This window comes from Isoptericola halotolerans, assembly GCF_045689585.1.
Classification (GTDB): domain Bacteria; phylum Actinomycetota; class Actinomycetes; order Actinomycetales; family Cellulomonadaceae; genus Isoptericola; species Isoptericola halotolerans_B.
The window spans coordinates 3,423,421-3,447,654 of the sequence record NZ_CP140108.1; the positions used below are offsets into that span (position 1 = coordinate 3,423,421).

At 69.9% G+C, this 24,234-nt stretch carries 18 protein-coding genes and 3 rRNA genes; 1 reads left to right on the forward strand and 20 read right to left on the reverse strand.

Features of this window, described 5'->3' with window-relative positions:
• Positions 1-5: 5 nt before the first annotated feature.
• From recN to tyrS, 10 genes are all read right to left on the reverse strand, one after another.
• Entirely contained in the window at positions 6-1,715 is a 1,710-nt protein-coding gene (gene recN, locus UQW22_RS16110; RefSeq protein WP_407320840.1) for a DNA repair protein RecN, read from the reverse strand.
• Positions 1,716-1,717: 2 nt separating this feature from the next.
• Positions 1,718-2,662, reverse strand: coding sequence for an NAD kinase (locus UQW22_RS16115; RefSeq protein WP_407318121.1), 945 nt, complete (start codon positions 2,660-2,662; stop codon positions 1,718-1,720).
• Positions 2,659-3,546 (reverse strand): TlyA family RNA methyltransferase, encoded by an 888-nt coding sequence (locus tag UQW22_RS16120; protein ID WP_407318122.1) that lies wholly within the window; start codon positions 3,544-3,546, stop codon positions 2,659-2,661. Before UQW22_RS16120 ends, UQW22_RS16115 begins: the two co-directional genes overlap by 4 nt.
• Positions 3,543-3,725: a hypothetical protein gene (locus tag UQW22_RS16125; RefSeq protein WP_407318124.1), complete on the reverse strand. Its 183-nt coding sequence runs from the start codon at positions 3,723-3,725 to the stop codon at positions 3,543-3,545. Before UQW22_RS16125 ends, UQW22_RS16120 begins: the two co-directional genes overlap by 4 nt.
• Before the next feature lie 88 nt (positions 3,726-3,813).
• Positions 3,814-4,824: an HAD-IIA family hydrolase gene (locus UQW22_RS16130; RefSeq protein ID WP_407318125.1), complete on the reverse strand. Its 1,011-nt coding sequence runs from the start codon at positions 4,822-4,824 to the stop codon at positions 3,814-3,816.
• Positions 4,821-5,909 carry a hypothetical protein gene (locus UQW22_RS16135; RefSeq protein ID WP_407318126.1) on the reverse strand — a complete coding sequence of 363 codons (1,089 nt, stop codon included), beginning with the start codon at positions 5,907-5,909 and terminating at the stop codon, positions 4,821-4,823. The genes UQW22_RS16130 and UQW22_RS16135 overlap by 4 nt, the downstream gene beginning before the upstream one ends.
• Before the next feature lie 115 nt (positions 5,910-6,024).
• Positions 6,025-6,141: ribosomal RNA gene (rrf, locus tag UQW22_RS16140) — 5S ribosomal RNA — on the reverse strand.
• Between the two features lie 113 nt (positions 6,142-6,254).
• A 23S ribosomal RNA gene (locus UQW22_RS16145) occupies positions 6,255-9,366 on the reverse strand.
• A 475-nt stretch (positions 9,367-9,841) separates the two neighbouring features.
• Positions 9,842-11,368 (reverse strand): 16S ribosomal RNA (locus tag UQW22_RS16150).
• The 16S, 23S and 5S rRNA genes sit together here, the layout of an rRNA operon.
• A 482-nt stretch (positions 11,369-11,850) precedes the next feature.
• Positions 11,851-13,110, reverse strand: a complete 1,260-nt coding sequence (gene tyrS, locus UQW22_RS16155) for a tyrosine--tRNA ligase (RefSeq protein ID WP_407318127.1) — start codon at positions 13,108-13,110, stop codon at positions 11,851-11,853.
• Between the two features lie 267 nt (positions 13,111-13,377).
• On the opposite strand from tyrS, the gene UQW22_RS16160 reads away from it, so the two are divergent.
• On the forward strand, positions 13,378-14,256 hold the full coding sequence (locus UQW22_RS16160) for an MHYT domain-containing protein (protein WP_407318128.1): 879 nt from the start codon (positions 13,378-13,380) through the stop codon (positions 14,254-14,256).
• Here UQW22_RS16160 and UQW22_RS16165 read toward each other — a convergent pair.
• From UQW22_RS16165 to argC, 10 genes are read right to left on the reverse strand one after another with little or no spacing between them, the layout of a single operon-like run.
• The gene (locus UQW22_RS16165; RefSeq protein ID WP_407318130.1) at positions 14,226-14,903 is read right to left on the reverse strand and encodes a DNA-3-methyladenine glycosylase; all 678 of its coding nucleotides are present in this window, start codon (positions 14,901-14,903) and stop codon (positions 14,226-14,228) included. The two genes, UQW22_RS16160 and UQW22_RS16165, sit on opposite strands and share 31 nt — an antisense overlap.
• Entirely contained in the window at positions 14,900-15,523 is a 624-nt protein-coding gene (locus tag UQW22_RS16170; RefSeq protein WP_407318131.1) for an AAA family ATPase, read from the reverse strand. The genes UQW22_RS16165 and UQW22_RS16170 overlap by 4 nt, the downstream gene beginning before the upstream one ends.
• Before the next feature lie 4 nt (positions 15,524-15,527).
• A complete protein-coding gene (argH, locus tag UQW22_RS16175; RefSeq protein WP_407318133.1) occupies positions 15,528-16,994 on the reverse strand; it encodes an argininosuccinate lyase in 1,467 nt (488 codons plus the stop codon).
• Between the two features lies 1 nt (position 16,995).
• The gene (locus tag UQW22_RS16180; RefSeq protein WP_407318134.1) at positions 16,996-18,225 is read right to left on the reverse strand and encodes an argininosuccinate synthase; all 1,230 of its coding nucleotides are present in this window, start codon (positions 18,223-18,225) and stop codon (positions 16,996-16,998) included.
• Between the two features lie 46 nt (positions 18,226-18,271).
• Complete coding sequence (locus tag UQW22_RS16185; protein WP_407318135.1) at positions 18,272-18,805, reverse strand: arginine repressor; 534 nt, start codon at positions 18,803-18,805, stop codon at positions 18,272-18,274.
• Positions 18,802-19,734 carry an ornithine carbamoyltransferase gene (gene argF / locus UQW22_RS16190; RefSeq protein WP_407318136.1) on the reverse strand — a complete coding sequence of 311 codons (933 nt, stop codon included), beginning with the start codon at positions 19,732-19,734 and terminating at the stop codon, positions 18,802-18,804. The genes UQW22_RS16185 and argF overlap by 4 nt, the downstream gene beginning before the upstream one ends.
• The gene (locus UQW22_RS16195; RefSeq protein WP_407318138.1) at positions 19,731-20,999 is read right to left on the reverse strand and encodes an acetylornithine transaminase; all 1,269 of its coding nucleotides are present in this window, start codon (positions 20,997-20,999) and stop codon (positions 19,731-19,733) included. Before UQW22_RS16195 ends, argF begins: the two co-directional genes overlap by 4 nt.
• Positions 20,996-21,928 carry an acetylglutamate kinase gene (gene argB / locus UQW22_RS16200; protein WP_407318139.1) on the reverse strand — a complete coding sequence of 311 codons (933 nt, stop codon included), beginning with the start codon at positions 21,926-21,928 and terminating at the stop codon, positions 20,996-20,998. The genes UQW22_RS16195 and argB overlap by 4 nt, the downstream gene beginning before the upstream one ends.
• Positions 21,925-23,106: a bifunctional glutamate N-acetyltransferase/amino-acid acetyltransferase ArgJ gene (gene argJ, locus UQW22_RS16205; protein WP_407318140.1), complete on the reverse strand. Its 1,182-nt coding sequence runs from the start codon at positions 23,104-23,106 to the stop codon at positions 21,925-21,927. Before argJ ends, argB begins: the two co-directional genes overlap by 4 nt.
• Entirely contained in the window at positions 23,103-24,182 is a 1,080-nt protein-coding gene (argC, locus tag UQW22_RS16210) for an N-acetyl-gamma-glutamyl-phosphate reductase (protein ID WP_407318142.1), read from the reverse strand. The genes argJ and argC overlap by 4 nt, the downstream gene beginning before the upstream one ends.
• Positions 24,183-24,234: the final 52 nt, after the last annotated feature.

Genomic DNA, 24,234 nt, shown 5'->3' on the forward strand with positions numbered 1-24,234 from the left:
CGGCCCTATCGTCCCACGACGGAGGACTCGAGAAGCTCGACGGCGTGCTGACGTGCCGTCTCGGAGTCGTCCTGCCCGGACAGCATGCGCGCGAGCTCTCGGACGCGCTCGTCGGCGTCGACCGCCCGCACGCCCGTGACCGTGCCGTCGCCGTCCGCGGAGGACTTCGTCACGACCAGATGGGTGTCGGCGAAGGCGGCGACCTGGGCGAGGTGGGTGACGACCACCACCTGCGTGCTGCGTGCCAGAGAGGCGAGCCGGCGGCCGACCTCCACGGCGGCCCGTCCACCGACGCCCGCGTCGACCTCGTCGAACACGAACGTCGGCAGGACCGCTCCCGTCGCGTCGTCGGCGCCGGTAGCGAGCGCCACCTCCACGGCCAGCATGACCCGGGACAGCTCACCGCCGGACGCACCCTTGCCCAACGGGCGGGCCGGGGCACCGGGGTGCGGTACGAGCAGGAAGGTCACCTGGTCGGTCCCCGACGGTCCGGGCTCGGCCGGCGTCACCTCGATCTCGAGTCGCGCACCGCCCATCGCCAGGCCGGCCAGCTCCGTCGTGACGGCCTCGGCGAGCCGTCCGGCCGCCTCCTCGCGCCCGACGGTGACCCGTGCCGCCAGGCCGGCGAGCCGCTCGTCGAGCTCGTCGACGCGCACCCGCATGGCCTCGATCCGCTCTCCGCCGTCGTCCAGGTCGAGCAGCCGCAGCCCGGCGTCCGAGGCCCACTGCAGCACCTCGTCCACCGTGGCCCCGTAGCTGCGCGTCAACGACCCGAGCTCGGCCAGGCGAGCGTGCGCCGTCTCCAGGGCGGCCGGGTCGGCCTGCAGGTCGGCGACGTAGCCGGACAGCTCCGTGGCGACGTCGCCCAGCAGGTAGCCCGCCTCCGCCAGTCGCTTCGCCTGGTCGCCCAGGGCCGGGTCGTCGCCCGCTGCCGCCTCGAGCGAGCGACGGGCCCGCTCCACCGCGTGCACCGCGGACCCCTCGGTCTCCATCTCCTCGCCGACGACGGCGTCGTGAGCGAGCTGGGCCGCCTGGCGCAGCTCCTCGGCGTTGCCCAGGCGCGACACCATCGCCGCGAGCTCGACGTCCTCACCGGGCTGCGGGTCCACCCGCTCGACCTCGGCGAGCCCGAGGCGCAGGAGCTCGGCCTCCCGGGACCTCTCCGCCGCCCGCGAGGTGAGGTCCTCGATCTCGGCCTGCAGGCCCGACCGTTCGGTCCAGGCGGCCCGGTGCTCGGCGAGCACCTCGGCGTGCCCCGGACCGGCGAACCGGTCCAGCGCCGCCCGCTGCTTCGCCGGGGTGCGCAGCCGGAGCTGGTCGGACTGCCCGTGCACCGTGACGAGGTCGTCGGCGATCTCCGCGAGGACACCCTGGGGCACGCCGCGGCCACCGAGGTGCGCCCGCGAGCGTCCCGCGGCGACCGTCCGGAGCACCACGACCGTCCCGTCGTCGTCGACGGCTCCCCCGGCGTCGTCGACCCGTCGGACGGCCAGGGGGTGCCGGGTCAGGTCCCACCTGCCCTCGACGACGGCCCGGTCCGCGCCCGGCCGGACCGTGGCCGGGTCGGCCTTGCCACCCATGAGCAGGCCGAGCCCGGTCAGCACCATCGTCTTGCCGGCACCGGTCTCGCCGGTGATGACCGTCAGACCGGCAGCCAGCGGGACGCGGGCGGCCCGGATGACCCCGAGGTCCTCGATCGCGATCTCCTCGAGCACTCTCACTCCTCCTTGTCGTCGTCGACGACGAACCGGGACGCGCGGCGGGCCGCCGCTTCGTCCGCGGCCTCGCGCCACCCGATCACGGGCAGGTTGAACTTCGAGACCAGCCGGTCGCTGAACGGCGCGTGCACGAGCCGCGCGAACCGCAACGGGACCGCCCCGCGACGCACCTGCACCCGCGTGCCGACGGGGAGGTCGATGCTGCGCCGCCCGTCGCACGTCAGCACGCCGGGCAACGGGCTGCGCTCGAGCACGTCGACCGTGTACTCGGACCGGGGACCGATGACCAGCGGCCGCGAGAACAGCGCGTGCGCGGACAACGGCACGAGCAGCACCGCGTCCACGTCGGGCCACATCACCGGCCCGCCCGCCGAGAACGCGTGCGCCGTCGACCCGGTGGCCGTCGCCATCACGACGCCGTCGCACCCGAAAGAGCTGACGGGCCGGTCGTCGACGGCGACCGCCACCTCGATCATCCGGTCCCGGTGGGCCTTCTCCACCGTCGCCTCGTTGAGGGCCCACCCGGTGACGGGCTCGTCCTCCCCCGGCCGGTGCACGACGACGTCGACGACGCTGCGCTCCTCGACCACGTACTCGCGCGCCGCCACGCGCCGGACCGCGTCGTGCAGGTTCTCGCGCTCCGACTCGGCGAGGAAGCCGACGTGCCCCAGGTTCACGCCGAGCAGGGGGACGTCCGTGCCGTGCGTGAGCTCGGCGGCGCGCAGGATCGTCCCGTCGCCGCCCAGGACCATGACGATCTCGGACTCGGTGACGCCCTCGCGTGCGCGTGCAGCAGCCATCTCGTCCCCGAACGACTCGGCCAGGTCGTCGTCGTGCAGGGCGACCTCGAAGCCGGCGCTCTCCAGCTCGGCGACCGCCTCGGACATCGCCGCGACGGCCTCCGGACGACCACCGTGGGTCACGATCAGCACCCGGCGCGTCATGCCGCACCTCCCCCGGGCCGCGCCGGCACCGGCACGACGGGCGGCACGGGCTCGTCCGGCTGCCAGTCCACGGCCGTCCGTGCCGCGACGGTCAGCGTCGCGAGGTCGTCGACGGGCGTGCGCGAGGGGCACAACCAGCAGAAGTACTCACGGTTGCCGCTCGGTCCGGGCAGCGGGCTCGGGATGACGGCCCGGACGTCCAGACCGGCGGCGGCCGCCTCCTGCCCGACACCGACGACGGACTCGACGTGCAGCGCGGGGTCGCGGACGACCCCGCCGCTGCCCAGCCGTCCACGACCGACCTCGAACTGCGGCTTGACGAGCAGCAGGGCGTCGGTGGTGGCGCGCATCAGGGCGGCCACCGCCGGGAGCACGAGCCGCAGCGAGATGAACGACAGGTCGCCCACCACGACGTCGGGCGGCCTCTCGACGTCGGAGGGTGTCAGGTAGCGGACGTTCGAGCCCTCGAGGACCGTCACGCGATCGTCCGCGCGCAGCGCCGGGACGAGCTGGTCGTGGCCGACGTCGACGGCCGTGACATGGGCAGCACCGCGGCGCAGGAGCACGTCCGTGAACCCTCCGGTCGAGGCGCCGAGGTCCAGGCACACCGCTCCGGGGATCCGGTCGGTGAGCGCGCGTCCGTCGTCGTCGGCGCCGAGGGCATCGAGCGCGCGGTCGAGCTTCGCACCGGCCCGCGAGGCGTAGCGTGGTTCGCCGGGGTCGAGCTCGACGGTCAGCGCCCCGCCCGGCGGCACCGGCGACGACGGCTTGGTGACCCTCGTCCCGTCCAGTCGCACCCGCCCCGCCGCGACCAGGGAAGACGCCTGTGCGCGCGACCGGGCCAGGCCGCGCCGCACGAGCTCGGCGTCGGCACGCTCGGTCATCGGTCACCCGCCTCGTCGTCCGTGTCCGGGGAGTCCAGCTGCTTCCGGAGCCGGTCGTGCACCGCCTCGAACCGGGCGACGTGCTGCTCGGTGGGCAGGTCGTCGATGTCGTCGAGGGGAGCCAGTGCACCGGAAGGGATGCTCTCCGACGCACGCGGCACCTGCGCGTCGTGCGACATGTCCCCTCCTTGCTGCTCGTTCGTCCGGGACAACGCTACCTGGTGGGTGCGACGGGCCCGACGAGGCAGGGCCGGGCTGGCGTGCGTGTCAGGCGCTCAGCTCGGGGACCGTCGACGAGTCCGGCGCGACACCGTCGTCGACCGCCGCCCACGACGCCGCACATGCGGCGCGGATCACGTCGATGCCCGACGGACCGGAACGGTCGAGCTCGAGAACGCCGTCGCGCACCCTGGCCGCGCGGTCCGCGCACCTCCACCACCCGTCGTCGGTGACGGGCTCGGGGTGCGGTTCGAGCAGCGAGCGCAGGTCGGCACCGATGAAGTGCGGCCGCAGTCCGGGTGCGGCGAGCACGGCGTCCCGGGCGCTCGAGACCCCGGTCAGGACGTGCAGGCCGGGGATGTCCCCGGCCCGCGCACCGGCGAGATCGGTGTCCAGCCGGTCGCCGATCACCAGCGGGCGGCTGGCGGCGCTGCGGTCGACCGCCATGCGGTACATCGTCGGAGACGGCTTGCCCGCGCTGTCCGGCTGGACGCCCGTCGCCGCGACGACGGCCCCGACCAGCGCACCGTTGCCGGGAGCGAAGCCTCGAGCGGTCGGCAGCGACATGTCGCGGTTGCTGGCCACGAACCACGCACCGCCGGCCACCGCATAGGCCGCCTCGGCGAGGTCCGACCAGCCGAGCTCGGGTGCGAATCCCTGCGCCACGGCATCGGGCGCGTCGTCGGCGGAGGCGACGACCTCGAACCCTGCCTGCCGCACCGCCGTGACCAGTCCCTTGCCACCGACCACCAGCACCCTGGCGCCGGGCGCGAGGCGGGTGGTCAGCAGGTTCGCGCACGCCTGCGCCGCCGTCATGACCTCGTCGGGCTCCGTGGGGATCGACAGACCGCTGAGCTGGCCCGCCACGTCCTCGGGCTCCCGGGAGGCGTTGTTGGTCACGAACAGCAGTCGGAGCCCTCGCCGACGCGCCTCGTCGAGGGACTCCGCGGCGTGCGCGATCGGCAGGTGCCCCTGGTAGGCCACGCCGTCCAGGTCCACGAGCGCGAGGTCGTGCGCCTCGGCCAGGGGCCGATCGCTCCCCAGCAGCGTCTCGCTCACGCCTCGGTCTCCCCGTCGTCCGCCGTCTCGTCGAAGACGTCGTAGACGACGTAGTCCTCGTCGCCGTCCCCGTTCCCGAGCGCACGCTCCAGCGCGGACGGGTCGACGCCGGCCAGCAGCTCCGTCGCCTCGTCGGCACGCCCGGCGGTCTCCAGGGCGACGGCCCGGGCCTGGAGCACCCGGAGGCCCAGATCTCCCTGGCGCTCCGCCGCCGGGATGCGACCCAGCACGGTCAGCGCCGCTTCGTGGTCGCCGAGGTCGCTCCGAGCGCCGCTCACCACGATGGCCAGCTCCGTCCGTGCCTCCGGCTCGAGCGTGGCGGCCTCCTCCGACTGCGCCAGCGCGATCGCCCGCTCCGGGCGTCCCAGTCCTCGCTCGGCATCGGCCATGAGCGGCAGGTGCTCCGACGAGCCGTTCAGCCGTCGCACGGTGCGCAGCTCCCGCAGGGCCTCCGCATACCGGCCCGTGCGGTAGGCGGCGATCCCCGCGGCCTCGCGGACGACGTCGATGCGTCCGGCCCGCCGGACGGCCGCCTGCGCGTGCAGGTAGGCCTCCTCGGGGTCGGTGTCCAGCAGCCTGCCGGCCATCACCAGGTGGGCCCCGACGCCCTCGGCGTTGTCCTTGCTCAGACCGCGCAGCCGACCACGCGCTTCCTTGCTGAGCTGGCGGGAGTCGACGTCCTCGGGGATCTCGGGGTCCGGCGCCCGGTTCGGGTCACGAGGCCGCTCGGGCCTCGCCGGGCGCTGCTGACCGCCTCGTGCAGGATAGGCACCACCCCGGGCGCCGGCGTGACGTTCGTCCCGTCGGCCACGGTCACCGCCATGTGCCGTGCCGTCACGACGTCCACCGTCGCGACCGCCCGTGCTCTCTCGACCGCCGGTGCCCCGCTGCTCGTCCCCGCGCCGACCGTTCCCACCCTCTCGGCGGGGAGCGCCACGGCGGTCCCCGTCCGGACGTCGGGGGCCGCCGCGCTGCTGGTCGTCGCGAGACCGGCGCGGTGCGCCCGCTCCCCGACCGGTGCCCTGCGGGCGGCGCGCGCCCCCGTCGCCCCGGTCTGGGCGGTCCTCGCGCGGCGTGTCGTTCACGGTGGTCCTCTCGTACCAGGTCAGTGAGAGTTTCTCCCACGTGTCGCCGGCGGGTCTGGTGGGTGCAGTCAGGCCCCCCGCACCGTGTGGTGTGGGGGGCCTGGCTGTGAAGGGTGTCCGGCGGCGTCCTACTCTCCCACCCCGTCTCCAGGGCAGTACCATCGGCGCTGAAGGGCTGAGCTTCCGGGTTCGGTATGGGACCGGGCGTTTCCCCTTCGCTGTGACCGCCGTAACGTTATCGAGTTGTTCGGGTTCCCCGTGTGTTCCCACCTGGTCAAGGTGGGTGGGGGGTGGTGCCCGTTTCTCGGGAACCGCACAGTGGACGCGTGCATAGCAGAAGTGTTGGTGTTGAAGTTGTTGGCTTATTAGTACCGGTCAGCTGCGACAGTCGTTGGTCCTGTCTTCCACTTCCGGCCTATCTACCCAGTGGTCTAGCTGGGTGCCTTCACCCCACGAGGGGGATGGAAACCTCATCTTGAAGCAGGCTTCCCGCTTAGATGCTTTCAGCGGTTATCCCTTCCGAACGTAGCGAACCAGCGGTGCTCCTGGCGGAACAACTGGCATACCAGAGGTTCGTCCGTCCCGGTCCTCTCGTACTAGGGACAGCCCTTCTCAAGTTTCCTGCGCGCGCAGCGGATAGGGACCGAACTGTCTCACGACGTTCTAAACCCAGCTCGCGTGCCGCTTTAATGGGCGAACAGCCCAACCCTTGGGACCTACTCCAGCCCCAGGATGCGACGAGCCGACATCGAGGTGCCAAACCATCCCGTCGATATGGACTCTTGGGGAAGATCAGCCTGTTATCCCCGGGGTACCTTTTATCCGTTGAGCGACGGCGCTTCCACAAGCCACCGCCGGATCACTAGTTCCGACTTTCGTCCCTGCTTGACCTGTCGGTCTCACAGTCAAGCTCCCTTGTGCACTTGCACTCGACACCTGATTGCCAACCAGGCTGAGGGAACCTTTGAGCGCCTCCGTTACATTTTGGGAGGCAACCGCCCCAGTTAAACTACCCACCAGGCACTGTCCCTGATCCGGATCACGGACCGAGGTTAGATGGTCGATGCGGTCAGAGTGGTATTTCAACGGCGACTCCACTCGCGCTGGCGCGCGGGCTTCATAGTCTCCCACCTATCCTACACAAACCGCACCGAACACCAATACCAAGCTATAGTAAAGGTCCCGGGGTCTTTCCGTCCTGCTGCGCGTAACGAGCATCTTTACTCGTAGTGCAATTTCGCCGAGTTCGTGGTTGAGACAGCGGAGAAGTCGTTACGCCATTCGTGCAGGTCGGAACTTACCCGACAAGGAATTTCGCTACCTTAGGATGGTTATAGTTACCACCGCCGTTTACTGGGGCTTAAATTCTGAGCTTCGCTTACGCTGACTCGTCCTCTTAACCTTCCAGCACCGGGCAGGCGTCAGTCCGTATACATCGTCTTGCGACTTCGCACGGACCTGTGTTTTTAGTAAACAGTCGCTTCTCCCTGGTCTCTGCGGCCCTCACCGCTTCCCACCGCTAGGGTGTTCACGGATCGGGCCCCCCTTCTCCCGAAGTTACGGGGGCATTTTGCCGAGTTCCTTAACCACGATTATCTCGATCGCCTTGGTATTCTCTACCTGACCACCTGAGTCGGTTTGGGGTACGGGCGGCTAGAACCTCGCGTCGAGGCTTTTCTTGGCAGCTGAGGATCACCCGATTCCCGCTTGTGCGGTCACCGTCAGTTCTCACCGTATATGCTTCGCGGATTTGCCTACGAAGCCGGCTACGACCTTGGACGTGGTCTACCATCGCCACGCCGGGCTACCTTCCTGCGTCACCCCTGTTAACACGCTTACCTACTACCGGATTGGGTCCCACGCCGTTGTACCGGTGTCACCCGAAGGTGACGGTGGTACTCGGGGGTGGTCAGCATCACCGGATTCGGTATGGGCGGTTCTTCGCCGGTAGGAGAATATCAACTCCTTGTCCATCGACTACGCCTGTCGGCCTCGCCTTAGGTCCCGACTTACCCAGGGCGGATTAACCTGGCCCTGGAACCCTTGGTCATTCGGCGGACGGGTTTCTCACCCGTCTTTCGCTACTCATGCCTGCATTCTCACTCGTGTGGTCTCCACCGCTAGGTCACCCTGCGACTTCACTGCCCACACGACGCTCCCCTACCCACCCACACACCTGAACAACCCCCGAAAGGGATGCTGGGTAAAGTGTGAGTGCCACGGCTTCGGCGGTGTACTTGAGCCCCGCTACATTGTCGGCGCGGAATCACTTGACCAGTGAGCTATTACGCACTCTTTCAAGGGTGGCTGCTTCTAAGCCAACCTCCTGGTTGTCTGTGCAACTCCACATCCTTTCCCACTGAGCACACGCTTAGGGGCCTTAGCCGGTGGTCTGGGCTGTTTCCCTCTCGACTACGAAGCTTATCCCCCGCAGTCTCACTGCCACGCTCTGGCTTACCGGCATTCGGAGTTTGGTTGACGTCAGTAACCTGGTGAGGCCCATCGGCCATCCAGTAGCTCTACCTCCGGCAAGGAACGCGTGACGCTGCACCTAAATGCATTTCGGGGAGAACCAGCTATCACGAAGTTTGATTGGCCTTTCACCCCTAACCACAGGTCATCCCCTCAGTTTTCAACCTAAGTGGGTTCGGTCCTCCACGCCGTCTTACCGGCGCTTCAACCTGCCCATGGCTAGATCACTTCGCTTCGGGTCTAGACCCGGCGACTCAATCGCCCTGTTCGGACTCGCTTTCGCTACGGCTTCCCCACACGGGTTAACCTCGCCACCGAGCACTAACTCGCAGGCTCATTCTTCAAAAGGCACGCCGTCACCCCTGCTAAGGAGGCTCCGACGGATTGTAGGCACACGGTTTCAGGTACTATTTCACTCCCCTCCCGGGGTACTTTTCACCTTTCCCTCACGGTACTTGTCCGCTATCGGTCACTAGGTAGTATTTAGGCTTAGCAAGTGGTCTTGCCAGATTCACACGAGATTTCACGGGCCCCGTGCTACTTGGGATCCCCTTCACCAGGCCGCACCATTTCGTCTACGGGACTCACACCCTCTACGGTCCGCCTTTCAATGCGGTTCGACTATGACACGACTTTCTTACTGGTCCAGACCATGTCAGTGATCTGAGAAAGGTCCCACAACCCCGCACACGCAACGCCTGACAGCTTGACACGCATACGGTTTGGCCTCATCCGCTTTCGCTCGCCACTACTCACGGAATATCTCTTCCTGCCGGTACTGAGATGTTTCACTTCCCGACGTTCCCCCCTGCACCCTATGAATTCAGGTACAGGTAACCGCACATGACTGCGGCTGGGTTCCCCCATTCGGACACCCTCGGATCACAGCTCGTTTGCCAGCTCCCCGAGGCTTAACGCAGGCTACAACGTCCTTCTTCGGCTCCTAGTGCCAAGGCATCCACCATGTGCCCTTCTAAACTTCGACACACACTACAAATATGCTACAGAAATCCAAGAATAATACTTGAACATCTGGGATGCTCGCGTCCACTGTGCAGTTCTCAAGCAACGGACGGTCCCGCCAGCCACCAGGCCCACCCGACCCCCACACACCTGCCCCACCACCACCCCCGAAGGAGCAGCGACCCGGCACGACGCGCGAAGCGGTATGAAGACCCGACCGACGACCCGTATCCATCAAAGGTCACCCGACCACGCAGGCCGGTTGCCTCAGGACCCAACAGTGTGCTCACACGACGAACCAGACACCACCGACCACGTTCCCACCCACCACCGAAGCAGCAGACGTACTAGCAGCCGGCACGCACCCAGCGCACCGCAAACAGTCAATGTTCCACCCAGAGCAACCACCAGACACACGTTCGGCGCCTACGATGGCTGTGCATGACCACCCACCAGCAGGGCAAGACCCCACCACGCGAGCAGTATGTGCTCCTTAGAAAGGAGGTGATCCAGCCGCACCTTCCGGTACGGCTACCTTGTTACGACTTAGTCCCAATCGCCAGTCCCACCTTCGACCACTCCCCCCGGACGAACCGGTTGGGCCATGAGCTTCGGGTGTTACCAACTTTCGTGACTTGACGGGCGGTGTGTACAAGGCCCGGGAACGTATTCACCGCAGCGTTGCTGATCTGCGATTACTAGCGACTCCGACTTCATGGGGTCGAGTTGCAGACCCCAATCCGAACTGAGACCGGCTTTTTGGGATTCGCTCCACCTTACGGTATCGCAGCCCTCTGTACCGGCCATTGTAGCATGCGTGAAGCCCAAGACATAAGGGGCATGATGATTTGACGTCATCCCCGCCTTCCTCCGAGTTGACCCCGGCAGTCTCCCATGAGTCCCCGGCATAACCCGCTGGCAACATGGGACGAGGGTTGCGCTCGTTGCGGGACTTAACCCAACATCTCACGACACGAGCTGACGACAACCATGCACCACCTGTGCACCGACCTTGCGGAACCACCATCTCTGGCAGCGTCCGGTGCATGTCAAGCCTTGGTAAGGTTCTTCGCGTTGCATCGAATTAATCCGCATGCTCCGCCGCTTGTGCGGGCCCCCGTCAATTCCTTTGAGTTTTAGCCTTGCGGCCGTACTCCCCAGGCGGGGCACTTAATGCGTTAGCTGCGGCACGGAACTCGTGGAATGAGCCCCACACCTAGTGCCCAACGTTTACGGCATGGACTACCAGGGTATCTAATCCTGTTCGCTCCCCATGCTTTCGCTCCTCAGCGTCAGTTGCGGCCCAGAGACCTGCCTTCGCCATCGGTGTTCCTCCTGATATCTGCGCATTCCACCGCTACACCAGGAATTCCAGTCTCCCCTACCGCACTCTAGTCTGCCCGTACCCGATGCAAGCCCGAGGTTGAGCCTCGGGTTTTCACACCAGACGCGACAGACCGCCTACGAGCTCTTTACGCCCAATAATTCCGGACAACGCTTGCGCCCTACGTATTACCGCGGCTGCTGGCACGTAGTTAGCCGGCGCTTCTTCTGCAGGTACCGTCCACCCGAAGGCCTTCTTCCCTGCTGAAAGAGGTTTACAACCCGAAGGCCGTCATCCCTCACGCGGCGTCGCTGCATCAGGCTTTCGCCCATTGTGCAATATTCCCCACTGCTGCCTCCCGTAGGAGTCTGGGCCGTGTCTCAGTCCCAGTGTGGCCGGTCGCCCTCTCAGGCCGGCTACCCGTCGACGCCTTGGTAGGCCATCACCCCACCAACAAGCTGATAGGCCGCGAGCCCATCCCCCACCGAAAAACTTTCCAACACCCACCATGCGGCAGATGCTCATATCCGGTATTAGACCCCGTTTCCAAGGCTTATCCCGAAGTGGAGGGCAGGTTGCTCACGTGTTACTCACCCGTTCGCCACTGATCCACCCAGCAAGCTGGGCTTCACCGTTCGACTTGCATGTGTTAAGCACGCCGCCAGCGTTCGTCCTGAGCCAGGATCAAACTCTCCGTAAAAGAGAGAAAACAACCAACGACCCCCAAGGGGCCACCAGTCGCCTATCGATACTGGCCAGACCAAACAGACTAGCTGTTCAATCCAGTCCAAAGGAACCAAAAAGGTTCAAAATTTGGCATTGACTATCAAGCACACTGTTGAGTTCTCAAACAACCGACGCACACCATCCAAGACCAGAACTTTCCGTTCCGACCCCGTCCGGGGCAACCCTTCAACCTTACCCGGTTCGATCCGCACCGTCAACCACTCTTCCAAGCGATCATCGACAGGATCAACCAGGCCCTCAATCGACCGGGCACACAACTGTACCTGATCTGAAGGTCCGAGGTCATCCGCCCTGGGTCGGCCACCGGTACCCAGCCGCAACGGCTGTCTCCTCGGTGTCCGTGCCTCCCTGCCGGGCGAACGACCAGAACATTACACAGACCCTGGCCCGCGTGCCAAATCCGCAGGCCAGGGCCCGACCCGCCGGTCGTCGGAGTCAGCCGGCGACGGCGACGGCGAGGGTCTTCTTGCCCCGCCGCAGGACCGCGTAGCGCCCGTGCAGCAGGTCATCGCTCGTCAGGACGGCGTCCTCGGTGCCGACCTTGACGTTGTTGACGTACGCACCGCCTTCCGCGATCGCCCGTCGGCCGGCCGCACGCGATGCCACCAGACCGGCGTCGACGAGCGCATCGAGCACCGGCGTGCCGATCGCGACGTCCGTCCGAGGGAGCTCGGCCGTCGCGGCGCCGAGCGTGCCGGCGTCGAGCGTCCCGAGCTCACCGCGGCCGAACAGGGCACGGCTCGCCGCGACCACAGCCTCGGTGGCGTCCGCTCCGTGGACCAGTGTCGTGACGTCCCCGGCGAGCGTGCGCTGCGCCTCCCTCGCTCCCGGGCGGTCCCGGACCGCCGTGGCCAGCTCCTCGATCTCCTCGCGCGTGCGGAACGTGAAGATCTTCAACCAGCCGACCACGTCGGCGTCGGCGGCATTGAGCCAGTACTGGTAGAAGGCGTACGGGCTCATCATGTCCGGCGCCAGCCAGACGGCCCCACCTTCCGTCTTGCCGAACTTCGTCCCGTCGGCCTTCGTGATCAGCGGCGTCGTCATGACGTGCACCGCTGCGCCCTCCGCCTTCCTGATCAGCTCCACCCCGGACAGCAGGTTCCCCCACTGGTCGTTCCCGCCCGTCTGCAGCGTGACCCCGTGCCGGCGGTAGAGCTCCAGGAAGTCGATGCCCTGCAGGATCTGGTAGCTGAACTCGGTGAAGCTGATGCCCTCGTCGGAGCGCAGCCGGCGCGCCACGGTGTCCTTGGCCAGCATCGTGCCCAGGCGGTAGTGCTTGCCGACGTCGCGCAGGAAGTCGATGGCCGAGAGCCCGTCGATCCAGTCGAGGTTGTTGACGAGCACGGCAGGGTTGTCGCCGTCGAACTCGAGGAACCGCGAGATCTGCCCCTTGAGCCGCTGCGACCAGTCCGCGACGACCTCCTTGGTGTTCAGGACGCGTTCGCCGGAGTCCCGGGGGTCCCCGATCATCCCGGTGGCTCCGCCGACCAGCGCCACCGCGCGGTGGCCTGCCTGCTGCAGGTGGCGCAGCAGGATCAGCTGGACGAGGTGCCCGTGGTGCAGGCTCGGCGCCGTCGGGTCGAAGCCGCAGTAGTAGGTGACGGGCCCCTGCGCCAGCGCGTCCCTCAGCGCGGCCTCATCGGTGGACTGTGCCACCAGGCCCCGCCACTGCAGCTCGTCGACAACGTCGGTCACCGTGGTGCTCCTTCAGGTCAGCGGGTGCCGCCCGGACCGGCGACGCCCCTAGTCTGCCGGACGTCGTCGGCAGTGCGTCCACTCGTCGCCGGACCTGTCGGAGCCCGCAGGGCTCCGACAGGTCGATCCCTGCCGCACCCATCACCCATGCACTGTGACGCACGTCACTTCGCCCGCCGTCACAGATCGCTTCTCCGGCGGTCTGTCGGCTCGAGGGACGACGGTGTCCCGGCCCAGCCCGATACTCGTCACCTGCGAAGGACCACCATGATCGAACACTTCACCTACGGACTCCTGACACCGGCGCTGTCCTTCGTCCTGTCGTGCCTCGGCTGCGCTGCGGGCCTGTCCTGCACCGCTCGCGCCAGGCTCTTCAGCGGCCGCACCCGTCGGTGGTGGTTGTGGCTGGGAGCCCTCGCCATCGGCGGCACCGGCATCTGGGTGATGCACTTCGTGGCGATGCTCGGGTTCTCGGTGTCGGGCGCCGAGATCCGCTACGACATCCCGCTGACGATCGTCAGTGCGGTGCTCGCCGTCGTCGTGGTCGCCGCCGGGTTGTTCCTCGTCGACCGCAGCACAGGCCGTCCGGGGGCGATCGTGGGCGGAGGGATCGTCGCCGGGCTCGGCGTGACGAGCATGCACTACCTCGGCATGCGCGCCATGCACACCGACGTGCCGCTCCACTACGACGCGTGGCTCGTGACGCTGTCCGTCGTCATCGGCGTCGTCGCCGCCTCGGCCGGATTATGGCTCGCGTACACGGTGCACACGACCCTGGCCGGCGCCGCGGCCGCCGTGGTGATGGGCGTCGCCGTCTCCGGCATGCACTACACGGGCATGGCTGCGTTGGAGGCCAAGGGCCACGGGAGCCACCAGGGCGGCGCGGCGGCAGCTCCGACCGGCCTCACGACCGGCGAGCTCGTCATCCCGCTGGGCATCTTCCTCACGCTCACGACGCTCGCCCTGCTCATCACGGTCATGCTGGCCCCGAGCCCCGCGGAGATCACCGCGGGCCGCGAGTTCGACCAGTGGCGCAGCGAGCTGCGCCACACCGACCAGGAGGCTGGACCGCACGCCGCGACGGCGACCGTCCGTGGCGACGCGGGAGACGCCGGTCAGCGGCGGCGCCGTCCCACGGGACGGTAGGCCGAGACGGTCGGCTCGTCGACGAGCCACGAGCGCCAGGCGAATCGCTCGGCGTCGGCGCCCTCGCCACCGACGCCCACGCGCGGGCCGGACGCGATCGTGCGCGGCAGCGGGTCCACGGGCAGGTGCACGACGACGGCGCCCTGCGCGTCGGTGATCCCTACGCCGTCGTCCTGCCGGTCGATGTCGAGCGCGACAGCGAGCCGCGCCGGCCCCCGGGCGATCTGCCGGTCGGAGTCGCAGCGCCCGTCCCGCGTCCGGCGCGAACGCGCCAGCTCGGTGCCCTCGACCACCTCGCCGGCCCGGAGCAGGACACCGGAGGCGCTACCCGCCGGACCGCACACCACGTTGGCGCAGTGGTGCAGCCCCAGGTGCCGGTAGACGTAGAGCCGCCCCGGCTCGCCGAACATGGACCGGTTGCGCTCGGTGCGGCCCCGGTACGCGTGCGACGCCGGGTCGACCGCACCGGCGTACGCCTCGACCTCCGTGATGCGCAGCGTCACCTCGCCCTGCGGGCTCCGGCGCGTGACGTAGGCCCCGAGCAGGTCCCGCGCCACGTCGTGCACGTCACGGGCGTACCAGGACGGTCCGGGGACCTGCCACGGCATGGCCGTGGACGGTGCAGCTCCGGCCGTGGTCCCCGTCATGTCGCCTCCGTCGCGCCCTGCGCCGTGGTGCGCGGCCGGCCGAAGCCGTCGAGGTGGACGTCGGCCCGCGCGCGCGTGTCCTCGGCAGCGTAGTGCGCCACCTCGTCGGCCATCCAGCGCAACCAGTGCGCCCGCTCCCCGACCCCGTCGCGAGCGAGCCCACGACGCAGCCGCTCGTCGTCGTCCGCCTCCACCCAGACGCGCAACGCCGCCCACCGGTCCACCGACCGGGCGGCCGCACCGCACCCCTCCACCACGAGGAACGGCCCGGGCTCGACGCGGTGCGCCTCGGCATAGACCCCGGCGACCCAGTCGAACCGCCGGTACTCCCCCGCCACCCCCGCGACGAGCGGACCCAGGACCCAGGAGCGCAACCGCGCCGCACCGCCGTCCGGCCCGGCCGCCCACCCCTCGTAGAGATCGTCCATGTGGACGACCTGGCACGCGAGCTCGACGGCGAGCTGGGTCGCCAGCGTCGTCTTGCCGGACCCGGCCGGGCCGTCCACGCACACCAGGCGTGTGCGCCGCCACGGATGCGGTGCCTCCGCACCGGGCAGCCGGGCCGGCGCCGACCGCACCGCCCGCACGAGCGCGGCGAGCACGTCGGGACCGACCGTCACGGGGTCAGGCCTCGGCCCAGAACCGGTACTCCGTGGCACGCTCCTTGGCCGCCTCGAGCTGTTCCGTCACGCGCACCGGGGCCGTCCCGCCCACGGCGTCGCGGGAGGCGACCGAACCTTCGACGGACAGGACCGAACGCACGTCCGGCGTGAGGTGCGGCGAGACGTCCGCGAGATCCTGGTCCGACAGGTCCCACAGCTCGATATCGCGCTCCTCGCAGGCCCGCACGCAGGCACCGGCGACCTCGTGCGCGACACGGAACGGCACGCTCTGACGTACCAGCCACTCGGCGACGTCCGTGGCGAGGGAGAACCCCTGGGGGGCGAGCTCGGCCATCCGGGCGGTGTCGAACGTCAGCGTGCGGACCATGCCGGCGAACGCCGGCAGCAGCACCGTGAGGGTGTCCACCTGGTCGAACACCGGCTCCTTGTCCTCCTGCAGGTCCCGGTTGTACGCCAGCGGGAGTCCCTTGAGCGTCGTGAGCAGGCCGGTCAGGTCACCGATCAGCCGGCCGGACTTGCCGCGCGCCAGCTCGGCGATGTCGGGGTTCTTCTTCTGCGGCATGATGCTCGACCCGGTCGACCAGGCGTCGTCGAGCCGCACGAACCCGAACTCCTTGGTGTTCCACAGGATGATCTCCTCGGAGAGCCGCGACAGGTCCACGCCGATCATCGCCGCCACGAAGGCGAACTCCGCGACGACGTCACGAGCGGCGGTGCCGTCGATCGAGTTCTCGACCGGCCCGTCGAAGCCGAGCCCGGCCGCCACCGCGGCAGGGTCCAGGCCCAGGGACGAGCCCGCGAGCGCCCCGGAGCCGTAGGGCGAGCGCGCGGCCCGCACGTCCCAGTCGACGAGCCGGTCCACGTCGCGCAGGAGCGGCCAGGCGTGGGCGAGCAGGTGGTGCGCGAGCAGCACCGGCTGGGCGTGCTGGAGGTGCGTGCGTCCGGGCATGACCGCCTCGCCGGCGGCCTCGGCCTGGGTGATGAGCTCGTCCACCACGGTGAGCAGCTGCTGGGCGATCGTGCGGCCGTTGCGACGCAGGTACAGCCGGACCTGCGTGGCGATCTGGTCGTTGCGCGAGCGCCCGGCCCGCAGCTTGCCGCCGAGCTCGTCGCCGGCCCGCTCCATGAGGCCCCGCTCGAGCGCGGTGTGCACGTCCTCGTCCCCCAGCTGGGGAAGGAACGCGCCGGACTCGACGTCGGCCTCGAGACGGTCGAGCGCGTCGAGCATGCCCGCGAGCTCGTCGTCGTCCAGCAGGCCCGCGCCGTGCAGCACGCGTGCGTGGGCCCGGGAGCCCGCCACGTCGTCCTTGGCGAGCCGCCAGTCGAAGTGGGTCGACTGCGACAACGCCTGGAGCTCGGGCGCCGGGCCGCCGGCGAACCGGCCTCCCCACAGGCTCGACGACGCCGGGGGGCCGACGGTCCCGTCCGTCCCGCCCGCGGCGGCGGAGCGCTTCTCGATGCCGGCCATGTCAGAGGTCCCCGGTGCCGAGGTCGACGCCGTTGCCGAACCGCTCGTCGCGAGCCGCAGCCTGCTTGGCGGCCAGGCCGTAGATCTCGATGAACCCCTTGGCGTGCGACTGGTCGAACGAGTCGCCCTCGTCGTAGGTGGCGAGGTTGAAGTCGTACAGCGCCGCCTCCGAACGCCGCCCGGTCACGGTCGCGCGGCCGCCGTGCATCACCAGGCGGATGTCCCCGGAGACGTACTTCTGGGTCTCGTCGACGAACACGTCGAGGTTCTTCTTCAGCGGGCTGAACCACATGCCGTCGTAGACCAGCTCGGACCAGCGCTGCTCGACGCCCTTCTTGAAGCGGGCCTGCTCGCGCTCCAGGGTGACGTTCTCGAGCTCCTGGTGCGCGGCGATGAGGGCCATCGCACCCGGTGCCTCGTAGACCTCGCGGGACTTGATCCCCACGAGCCGGTCCTCGACGATGTCGATCCGGCCCACACCCTGCGCACCGGCCCGGCGGTTCATCTCCATGATCGCCTGGAGCGGGGACACCGCGACACCGTCGAGGGCGACGGGCACGCCCCCGGCGAAGGTGATGACGACCTCGTCGGCGACCGGCGGGAACGTCGGGTCGTCGGTGTAGGAGTAGACGTCCTTGGTCGGCTCGTTCCAGATGTCCTCGAGGAAGCCCGTCTCGACGGCCCGGCCCCACACGTTCTGGTCGATCGAGAACGGGTTCTTCTTCGTCGTGGCGATCGGCAGGTCGTTCTTCTCGGCGTAGTCGATCGCCTTCTCGCGCGTCAGGGCGAGGTCGCGCACCGGGGCGATGGTGCGCAGGTCCGGGGCCAGCGAGGTGGTGGCCACCTCGAACCGGACCTGGTCGTTGCCCTTGCCGGTGCAGCCGTGCGCCACGGTCTGCGCACCGAACTGCCGGGCGGCGCGGACCATGTGCTTGACGATGACCGGCCGCGAGATCGCGGACACCAGGGGATACCGGTCGAGGTACAGGCCGTTCGCCTTGAGGGCGGGCATGCAGTACTCGTCGGCGAACTCGTCGCGCGCGTCGGCGACGTACGCCTCGACCGCCCCGCAGTCGAGGGCGCGCCGGCGGATCATCTCCATGTCCTCGCCGCCCTGGCCGACGTCGACGGCGACGGCGACGACCTCGGCCCCGGTGGCCTCGGCGATCCAGCCGATCGCCACGGAGGTGTCCAGGCCGCCCGAGTAGGCGAGCACGACGCGTTCAGTCATGAGTGTTCTTCCTTGCTGTGTGCGGTGGGTGTCGAGTCTGGCAGGCTCAGGCGTCCGGTGACGCCGTGAGCTCGAGGAACCGGGCGGCGAGCTCGTCGCCGCCCGCCGGGTCCCGGGCGATCACGAGGATCGTGTCGTCCCCGGCGATGCAGCCGAGGACGCCGGGGAAGACGGAGTGGTCGATGGCCGAGGCCAGGTAGTTCGCGGCGCCCGGCGGGGTGCGCAGCACCACCTGGTTGCCGGACGCCTCCGCGGAGACGAGCAGGTCGGCGCAGAGCCGGGCCAGGCGGGCCGCGAGGTAGCCGTCGTCGTGCCCGCCGACGCCGGCCGCCCGGACGCTGCGGTCACCGCCTTCGCCCGGCACGGCGTACACGAGGGCGCCGGAATCGCTGCGGACCTTCTCGGCCCGGAGCTCGATGAGGTCGCGCGACAGGGTGCCCTGGGTGACGGAGAGCCCCTCGTCGGCCAGCTCGCGGGCGAGCTCCGCCTGGGAGTGGATCGCGGTGCGCCGCACAATCTCCACGATGCGGGCATGGCGGGCCGCCTTGGTGGTGAGCGGTCCGTGCGCGGGCGTGCTCATCGCTGCTCCAGCAGGAACGTCAGGACCGCCTTCTGGGCGTGCAGGCGGTTCTCCGCCTCGTCCCACACGACGGACCGGGGCCCGTCGATGACTCCCGCGGCGACCTCCTTGCCGCGGTAGGCCGGCAGGCAGTGCAGGAAGATCGCGTCCTCGCGCGCGCTCGCCAAGAGCTCGTCGGTGACCTGGTACGGCAGCAGGTCGGCGACCCGCTGCGCGGCGGACTCCTCGTCCCCCATGGAGACCCAGGTGTCCGTCACGACCACGTCCGCGGCGGCGACGGCGGCCCGCGGGTCCGTCTCGACGGCGACCGAGCCCCCCGTGGTCGCCGCGATCGCGCTGGCCCGCGCCACGACGTCGTCGGTCGGCAGATACCCGTCCGGGCCGCAGACGACGACGTGCAGCCCGGCGGTCGCACCGGCCAGCAGGTACGAGGCGGCCATGTTGTTGGCCGCGTCGCCGACGTACGCGAGGCGCTGGCCCGGCAGGTGGCCGAGACCTCCGCGGTGCTGGGCGATCGTGACCAGGTCCGCCAGGAGCTGGCAGGGGTGGTAGTCGTCGGTGAGAGCGTTGACGACGGGTACGCGTGAGACGGCCGCCATCTCCTCGAGCCGGTCCTGGCCGAACGTCCGCCACACGATCGCCGACACCTGCCGGTCCAGCACCCGGGTGACGTCCGCGACCGACTCGCGGACGCCGATCTGGGCGAGCCGGCCGTCGACCACCGTCGGGAACCCACCCATCTCGGCCACCCCGGTCGCGAACGACAGCTGGGTGCGCAACGTCGGCTTGTCGAAGATCAGCGCCACGCCCTGCGGGCCGGCGAGCGGCGTGCGGAACGTGCGGTCCTCGCGGAACGCCAGGGCGAGCTCGAGCACCTCGTGCTGCTCGGCCGGGGTGAGGTCGTCGTCACGCAGGAGGTGGCGGGTCATCGGTCGTCCTTCTCGGGCACGGGATTCTCGGGGATGGTCACGCCGGCGAAGAACCGCGCGGCGTCGAGCGCCTGGTCGATCGTCAGCACAAGCGGAGGGGCCAGGCGGATCGCGTCGGGGGCGACGGCGTTGACGATGAGGCCGGCGTCGAGGGCGGCCGCCGCGACCTGGGGTGCGACCGGCCGGGAGAGCTCGACGGCGAGGAGCAGGCCGTGCCCCCGCACCCCGGTGACGAGCGGGTTCTGCCCTGCGGTGATCGCGCGACGCAGCACCTTGCCGACCTCCACGGCGTGGGCGATCAGGCGGTCACGCTCGATCACACCGATGGTGGCCAGGGCCGCGGCGGCGGCCACGGGGTTCCCACCGAAGGTCGTCCCGTGCTGTCCGCGACCGAGCAGCGTGGCGGCGCGCTCGCCGAACGCCACGACGGCGCCCACGGGGAAGCCACCACCGAGGCCCTTGGCGAGCGTGACGACGTCGGGCACGACGCCTCCGCCGATCTCGGGCTGCTGGTAGGCGAACCAGGAGCCGGTGCGTCCCATGCCGGTCTGCACCTCGTCGAGGACGAGGAGCGCGCCGGCGTCGCTCGTGAGCCGGCGCCCGAGTGCCAGGTAGCCCGCGGGGAGCGCCCGGACCCCCGCCTCGCCCTGCACGGGTTCGACGACCAGGGCCGCGACCTCGCCCCGTTCGGCGACGGCGGCCGGAGAGAAGGCGGCCTCCAGCGCCTCGGTGTCGCCGAACGGCAGGTGCTCGACGCCGCCGGGCAGCGGTGCGAAGGGCTCCCGGTAGGCCGGTTTGTGCGTGAGGGCGAGCGCGCCCATGGTGCGCCCGTGGAAACCGCCCTCGAGAGCCAGCACCCGGGTCCGGCCCGTGCGGCGGGTCATCTTGAAGGCCGCCTCGTTGGCCTCCGTGCCGGAGTTCGTGAAGAAGACCTTCGAGCCATCCGGCGCCCCAGCGAGCTGCAGCAGCCGCTCGGCGAGCGTGATCTGCGTGGGCGTGCCGAAGAAGTTGGACACGTGGCCGAGCGTGCCGAGCTGCGCGCTCACGGCCGCCGTGAGGGTGGGGTGGGCGTGCCCGAGAGCGTTGACGGCGATCCCGGCGAGCAGGTCGAGGTACCGCTTGCCGTCGGCGTCCCACACGGACGCGCCCTCGCCGCGCACGAGGACGCGCTGCGGAGGGCCGAACGTGTCCATCACCGAGCGGGTGTACGCCTCGGTCCAGCCCTGGGTGCCGCGGTCTCGGCCGGTGCCGGTGATCTCGCTCATGCGGTGCTCTCCTCACGGGGTCGCTGCGGGACGTCGGGGACGACCATCGTGCCGTTGCCGCGGGAGGTGAAGACCTCGAGCAGCACCGAGTGCGGCTGGCGGCCGTCGATCACCGAGGCACGCGGCACACCGCCCTGGACGGCCCGCAGGCAGGCTTCCATCTTGGGGACCATGCCGGCCGTCAGGCTGGGCAGGAACGTCGCCAGCTCTCCGGCCGAGATCTGCTCGACCAGCGAGTCGCGGTCCGGCCAGCTCGTGTACAGCCCCTCGACGTCGGTGAGCACGATGAGCTTCTTCGCACCGAGCGCCACCGCCAGCGCCGCGGCGGCGGTGTCCGCGTTGACGTTGAGCACCTGGGTGGGGTCGTCGACGTCGGGGGCGATGGTGGAGACCACGGGGATCCGCCCGGCGTCGAGCAGGTCCTGCACCGCGGACGGGCTGACCTGCACGACGTCGCCCACGAGGCCCACGTCCACGGGCTCGCCGTCGACCGTGGCGTGCCGGCGCACGGCCCCGAACAGACCGCCGTCCTCCCCCGACAGACCGACGGCGCGCGGCGCGTGCGCGTTGATCAGCCCGACGAGCTCGCGCGAGACCTGGCCGGTCAGCACCATCCGCACGATCTCCATCGCCTCGGGCGTGGTGACGCGCAGACCGCCCCGGAACTCGGAGGCGATGCCGACGCGGTCGAGCATCCTGGAGATCTGCGGGCCGCCGCCGTGCACCACGACCGGGCGCAGGCCGACCTGGCGCAGGAAGACCATGTCCTGGGCGAACGCGGCCTTGAGCTCGTCGTCGACCATGGCGTTGCCGCCGTACTTGACCACGACGAGCGCGCCGGCGAACTCCTGGAGCCAGGGAAGGGCCTCGACGAGCACCTCGGCCTTCTGGTCGGGGCGCAGGTCGGTGCGGGTGTCGAAGGTGCTCATGAGGAGTACGCGCTGTTCTCGTGGACGTAGGCGTGGGTCAGGTCGTTGGTCCACAGCGTGACCGCGGCGTCGCCGGCGTGCAGGTCGACGGTGATCGCCACGTCCCGGTCGGCGGCCATGTCGACCTTCTCGGGCGGCTCGTGGGCACCACCGGCCCGGCAGACCATCACGCCGTTGATGCTGACGTCCAGGTCGGCCGGGTCGAACGGGGCGACCTCCTCGGGCACGGTGCCGACCTGCGACAGGATGCGGCCCCAGTTGGGGTCGTTGCCGAAGACGGCGGCCTTGACAAGGTTGGACCGGCTGACGGCGCGGGCGACGGCCAGCGCGGCGTCCTCGGTGGTCGCGTTCGTCACGCTGATGGCGATGTCGTGGGACGCCCCCTCGGCGTCGGCCACGAGCTGACGGGCCAGGTCCGCGCAGACCGCGGTGACGGCCTCGGTGAGCGCCTGAGGCTCCGCGGGGACGCCGGAGGCCCCCGAGGCCATGAGCACCACCGTGTCCGACGTCGACATGGCGCCGTCGGAGTCGACGCGGTCGAACGTGGCACGCGTCGCTGCCCGCAGCGCCGCGTCGGCGTCCTGCGCGGGCACGACGGCGTCGGTCGTCACGACGCACAGCATGGTCGCCAGTGCCGGGGCGAGCATGCCCGCGCCCTTGGCCATCCCGCCGACGGTGTACGTGCCGGCCGGTGTCTCGACGGTGCGCACGGCCGTCTTGGGCACGGTGTCGGTGGTCATGACGGCCGTCGCCGCCGCCTGCCCGGCCGCGTCGTCCCCGGAGAGGGCACCGACCGCCACGGGCACGCCCGCGAGCAGCTTGTCGGCGGCCAGGCGGACACCGATCAACCCCGTCGAGGCCACGAGCACGTCGATGGCGCCGATCCCGAGCGCGTCGGCCACCTTCTCGGCGGTGGCGTGCGCGTCCTGGAAGCCGCCGGGCCCGGTGCAGACGTTGGCACCGCCGGAGTTCAGCACGACGGCGCGGGCGGCGCCGTCCTTGACGGCCTGTCGCGACCACAGGACGGGTGCCCCCACCACACGGTTGCTCGTGAAGACCGCGGCGGCGGTGTGCTCCGGCCCGTCGTTGACGACGAGGGCGAGGTCGGGCTTCTGGGAGGCCTTGAGCCCGGCGGTGATCCCGGCTGCCCGGAACCCTTGTGCGGCGGTGACGCTCACGGCGCGACTCCTTCGGTGGTGAGGCCGGCCGTCTCCGGCAGGCCGAGAGCGATGTTCATGGCCTGGACCGCCTGGCCGGCGGTGCCCTTGGCGAGGTTGTCGAGGGCGGTGACGGTCACGACCCGGCCGGCGGCCCCGTCGAGGGCGACCTGGACGAGCGCGGTGTTCGCGCCGGTCGTCGCCGCCGTCGAGGGCCACTGGCCCCGGGGCAGCAGCTCGACGAACGGCTCGTCGGCGTAGGCCTGCTCCCACACGGCGCGAACCTCGTCGGCCCCCGCGGCCTCGTGCCCGGGCGCGAGCCGCGCGGTCGCGGTGGCGAGGATGCCGCGCGCCATGGGCACGAGCGTGGGGGTGAAGCTGATGGTGACGTCCGCGGCCCCGGCGGTGCGCAGGTTCTGGGTGATCTCGGGGATGTGCCGGTGGGTGCCGCCGACGGCGTACGGCGCGGCGGCCCCGAGCCCTTCAGCCGCGAGCAGGTGCGGCTTGAGCGCCTTGCCGGCACCGGAGTACCCGTTGGCGAGGACGGCGACGACGTCGGTGGGGTCGAGCAGCCCGGTGGCCACGCCCGGCTGCAGGCCCAGGGTGACGGCGGTGACGTTGCACCCGGGGACGGCGACGCGGCGAGCACCGACGAGGTGGTCACGCTGCGTCCCCGTCGCACTCCCGCCGGCGCCGACGATCAGCTCGGGGAGGCCGTAGGGCCACGTGCCGGCGTGCGAGGTCCCGTAGAACTGCTCCCAGTCGCTGGCCGAGGCGAGCCGGTGGTCGGCGCCGAGGTCGAGCACGAGGACGTCGTCGGGCAGCCGGGCCGCGATCTCGCCGGACGCGCCGTGCGGCAGCCCGAGGACGACGACGTCGTGGCCCGCGAGCGCCTCGGGCGTGGTCGGTTCCAGGACCCGGTCCGCGAGCGACCGCAGGTGCGGCTGCAGCTCCCCGAGGCGGCTGCCGGCGTTCGAGTGCGCGGTGAGCGTGCCGACCCGGAGGTGCGGGTGCCGGGCGGCGAGCCGCAGGAACTCACCGCCGGCGTAGCCGGAGGCGCCCGCGACGGCGACCGTGAAAGGCTCGTTGCTGACCATATGCAGCACTATACATATCTATGCACGTCGCCGACAGGTGTTTCACGATGCG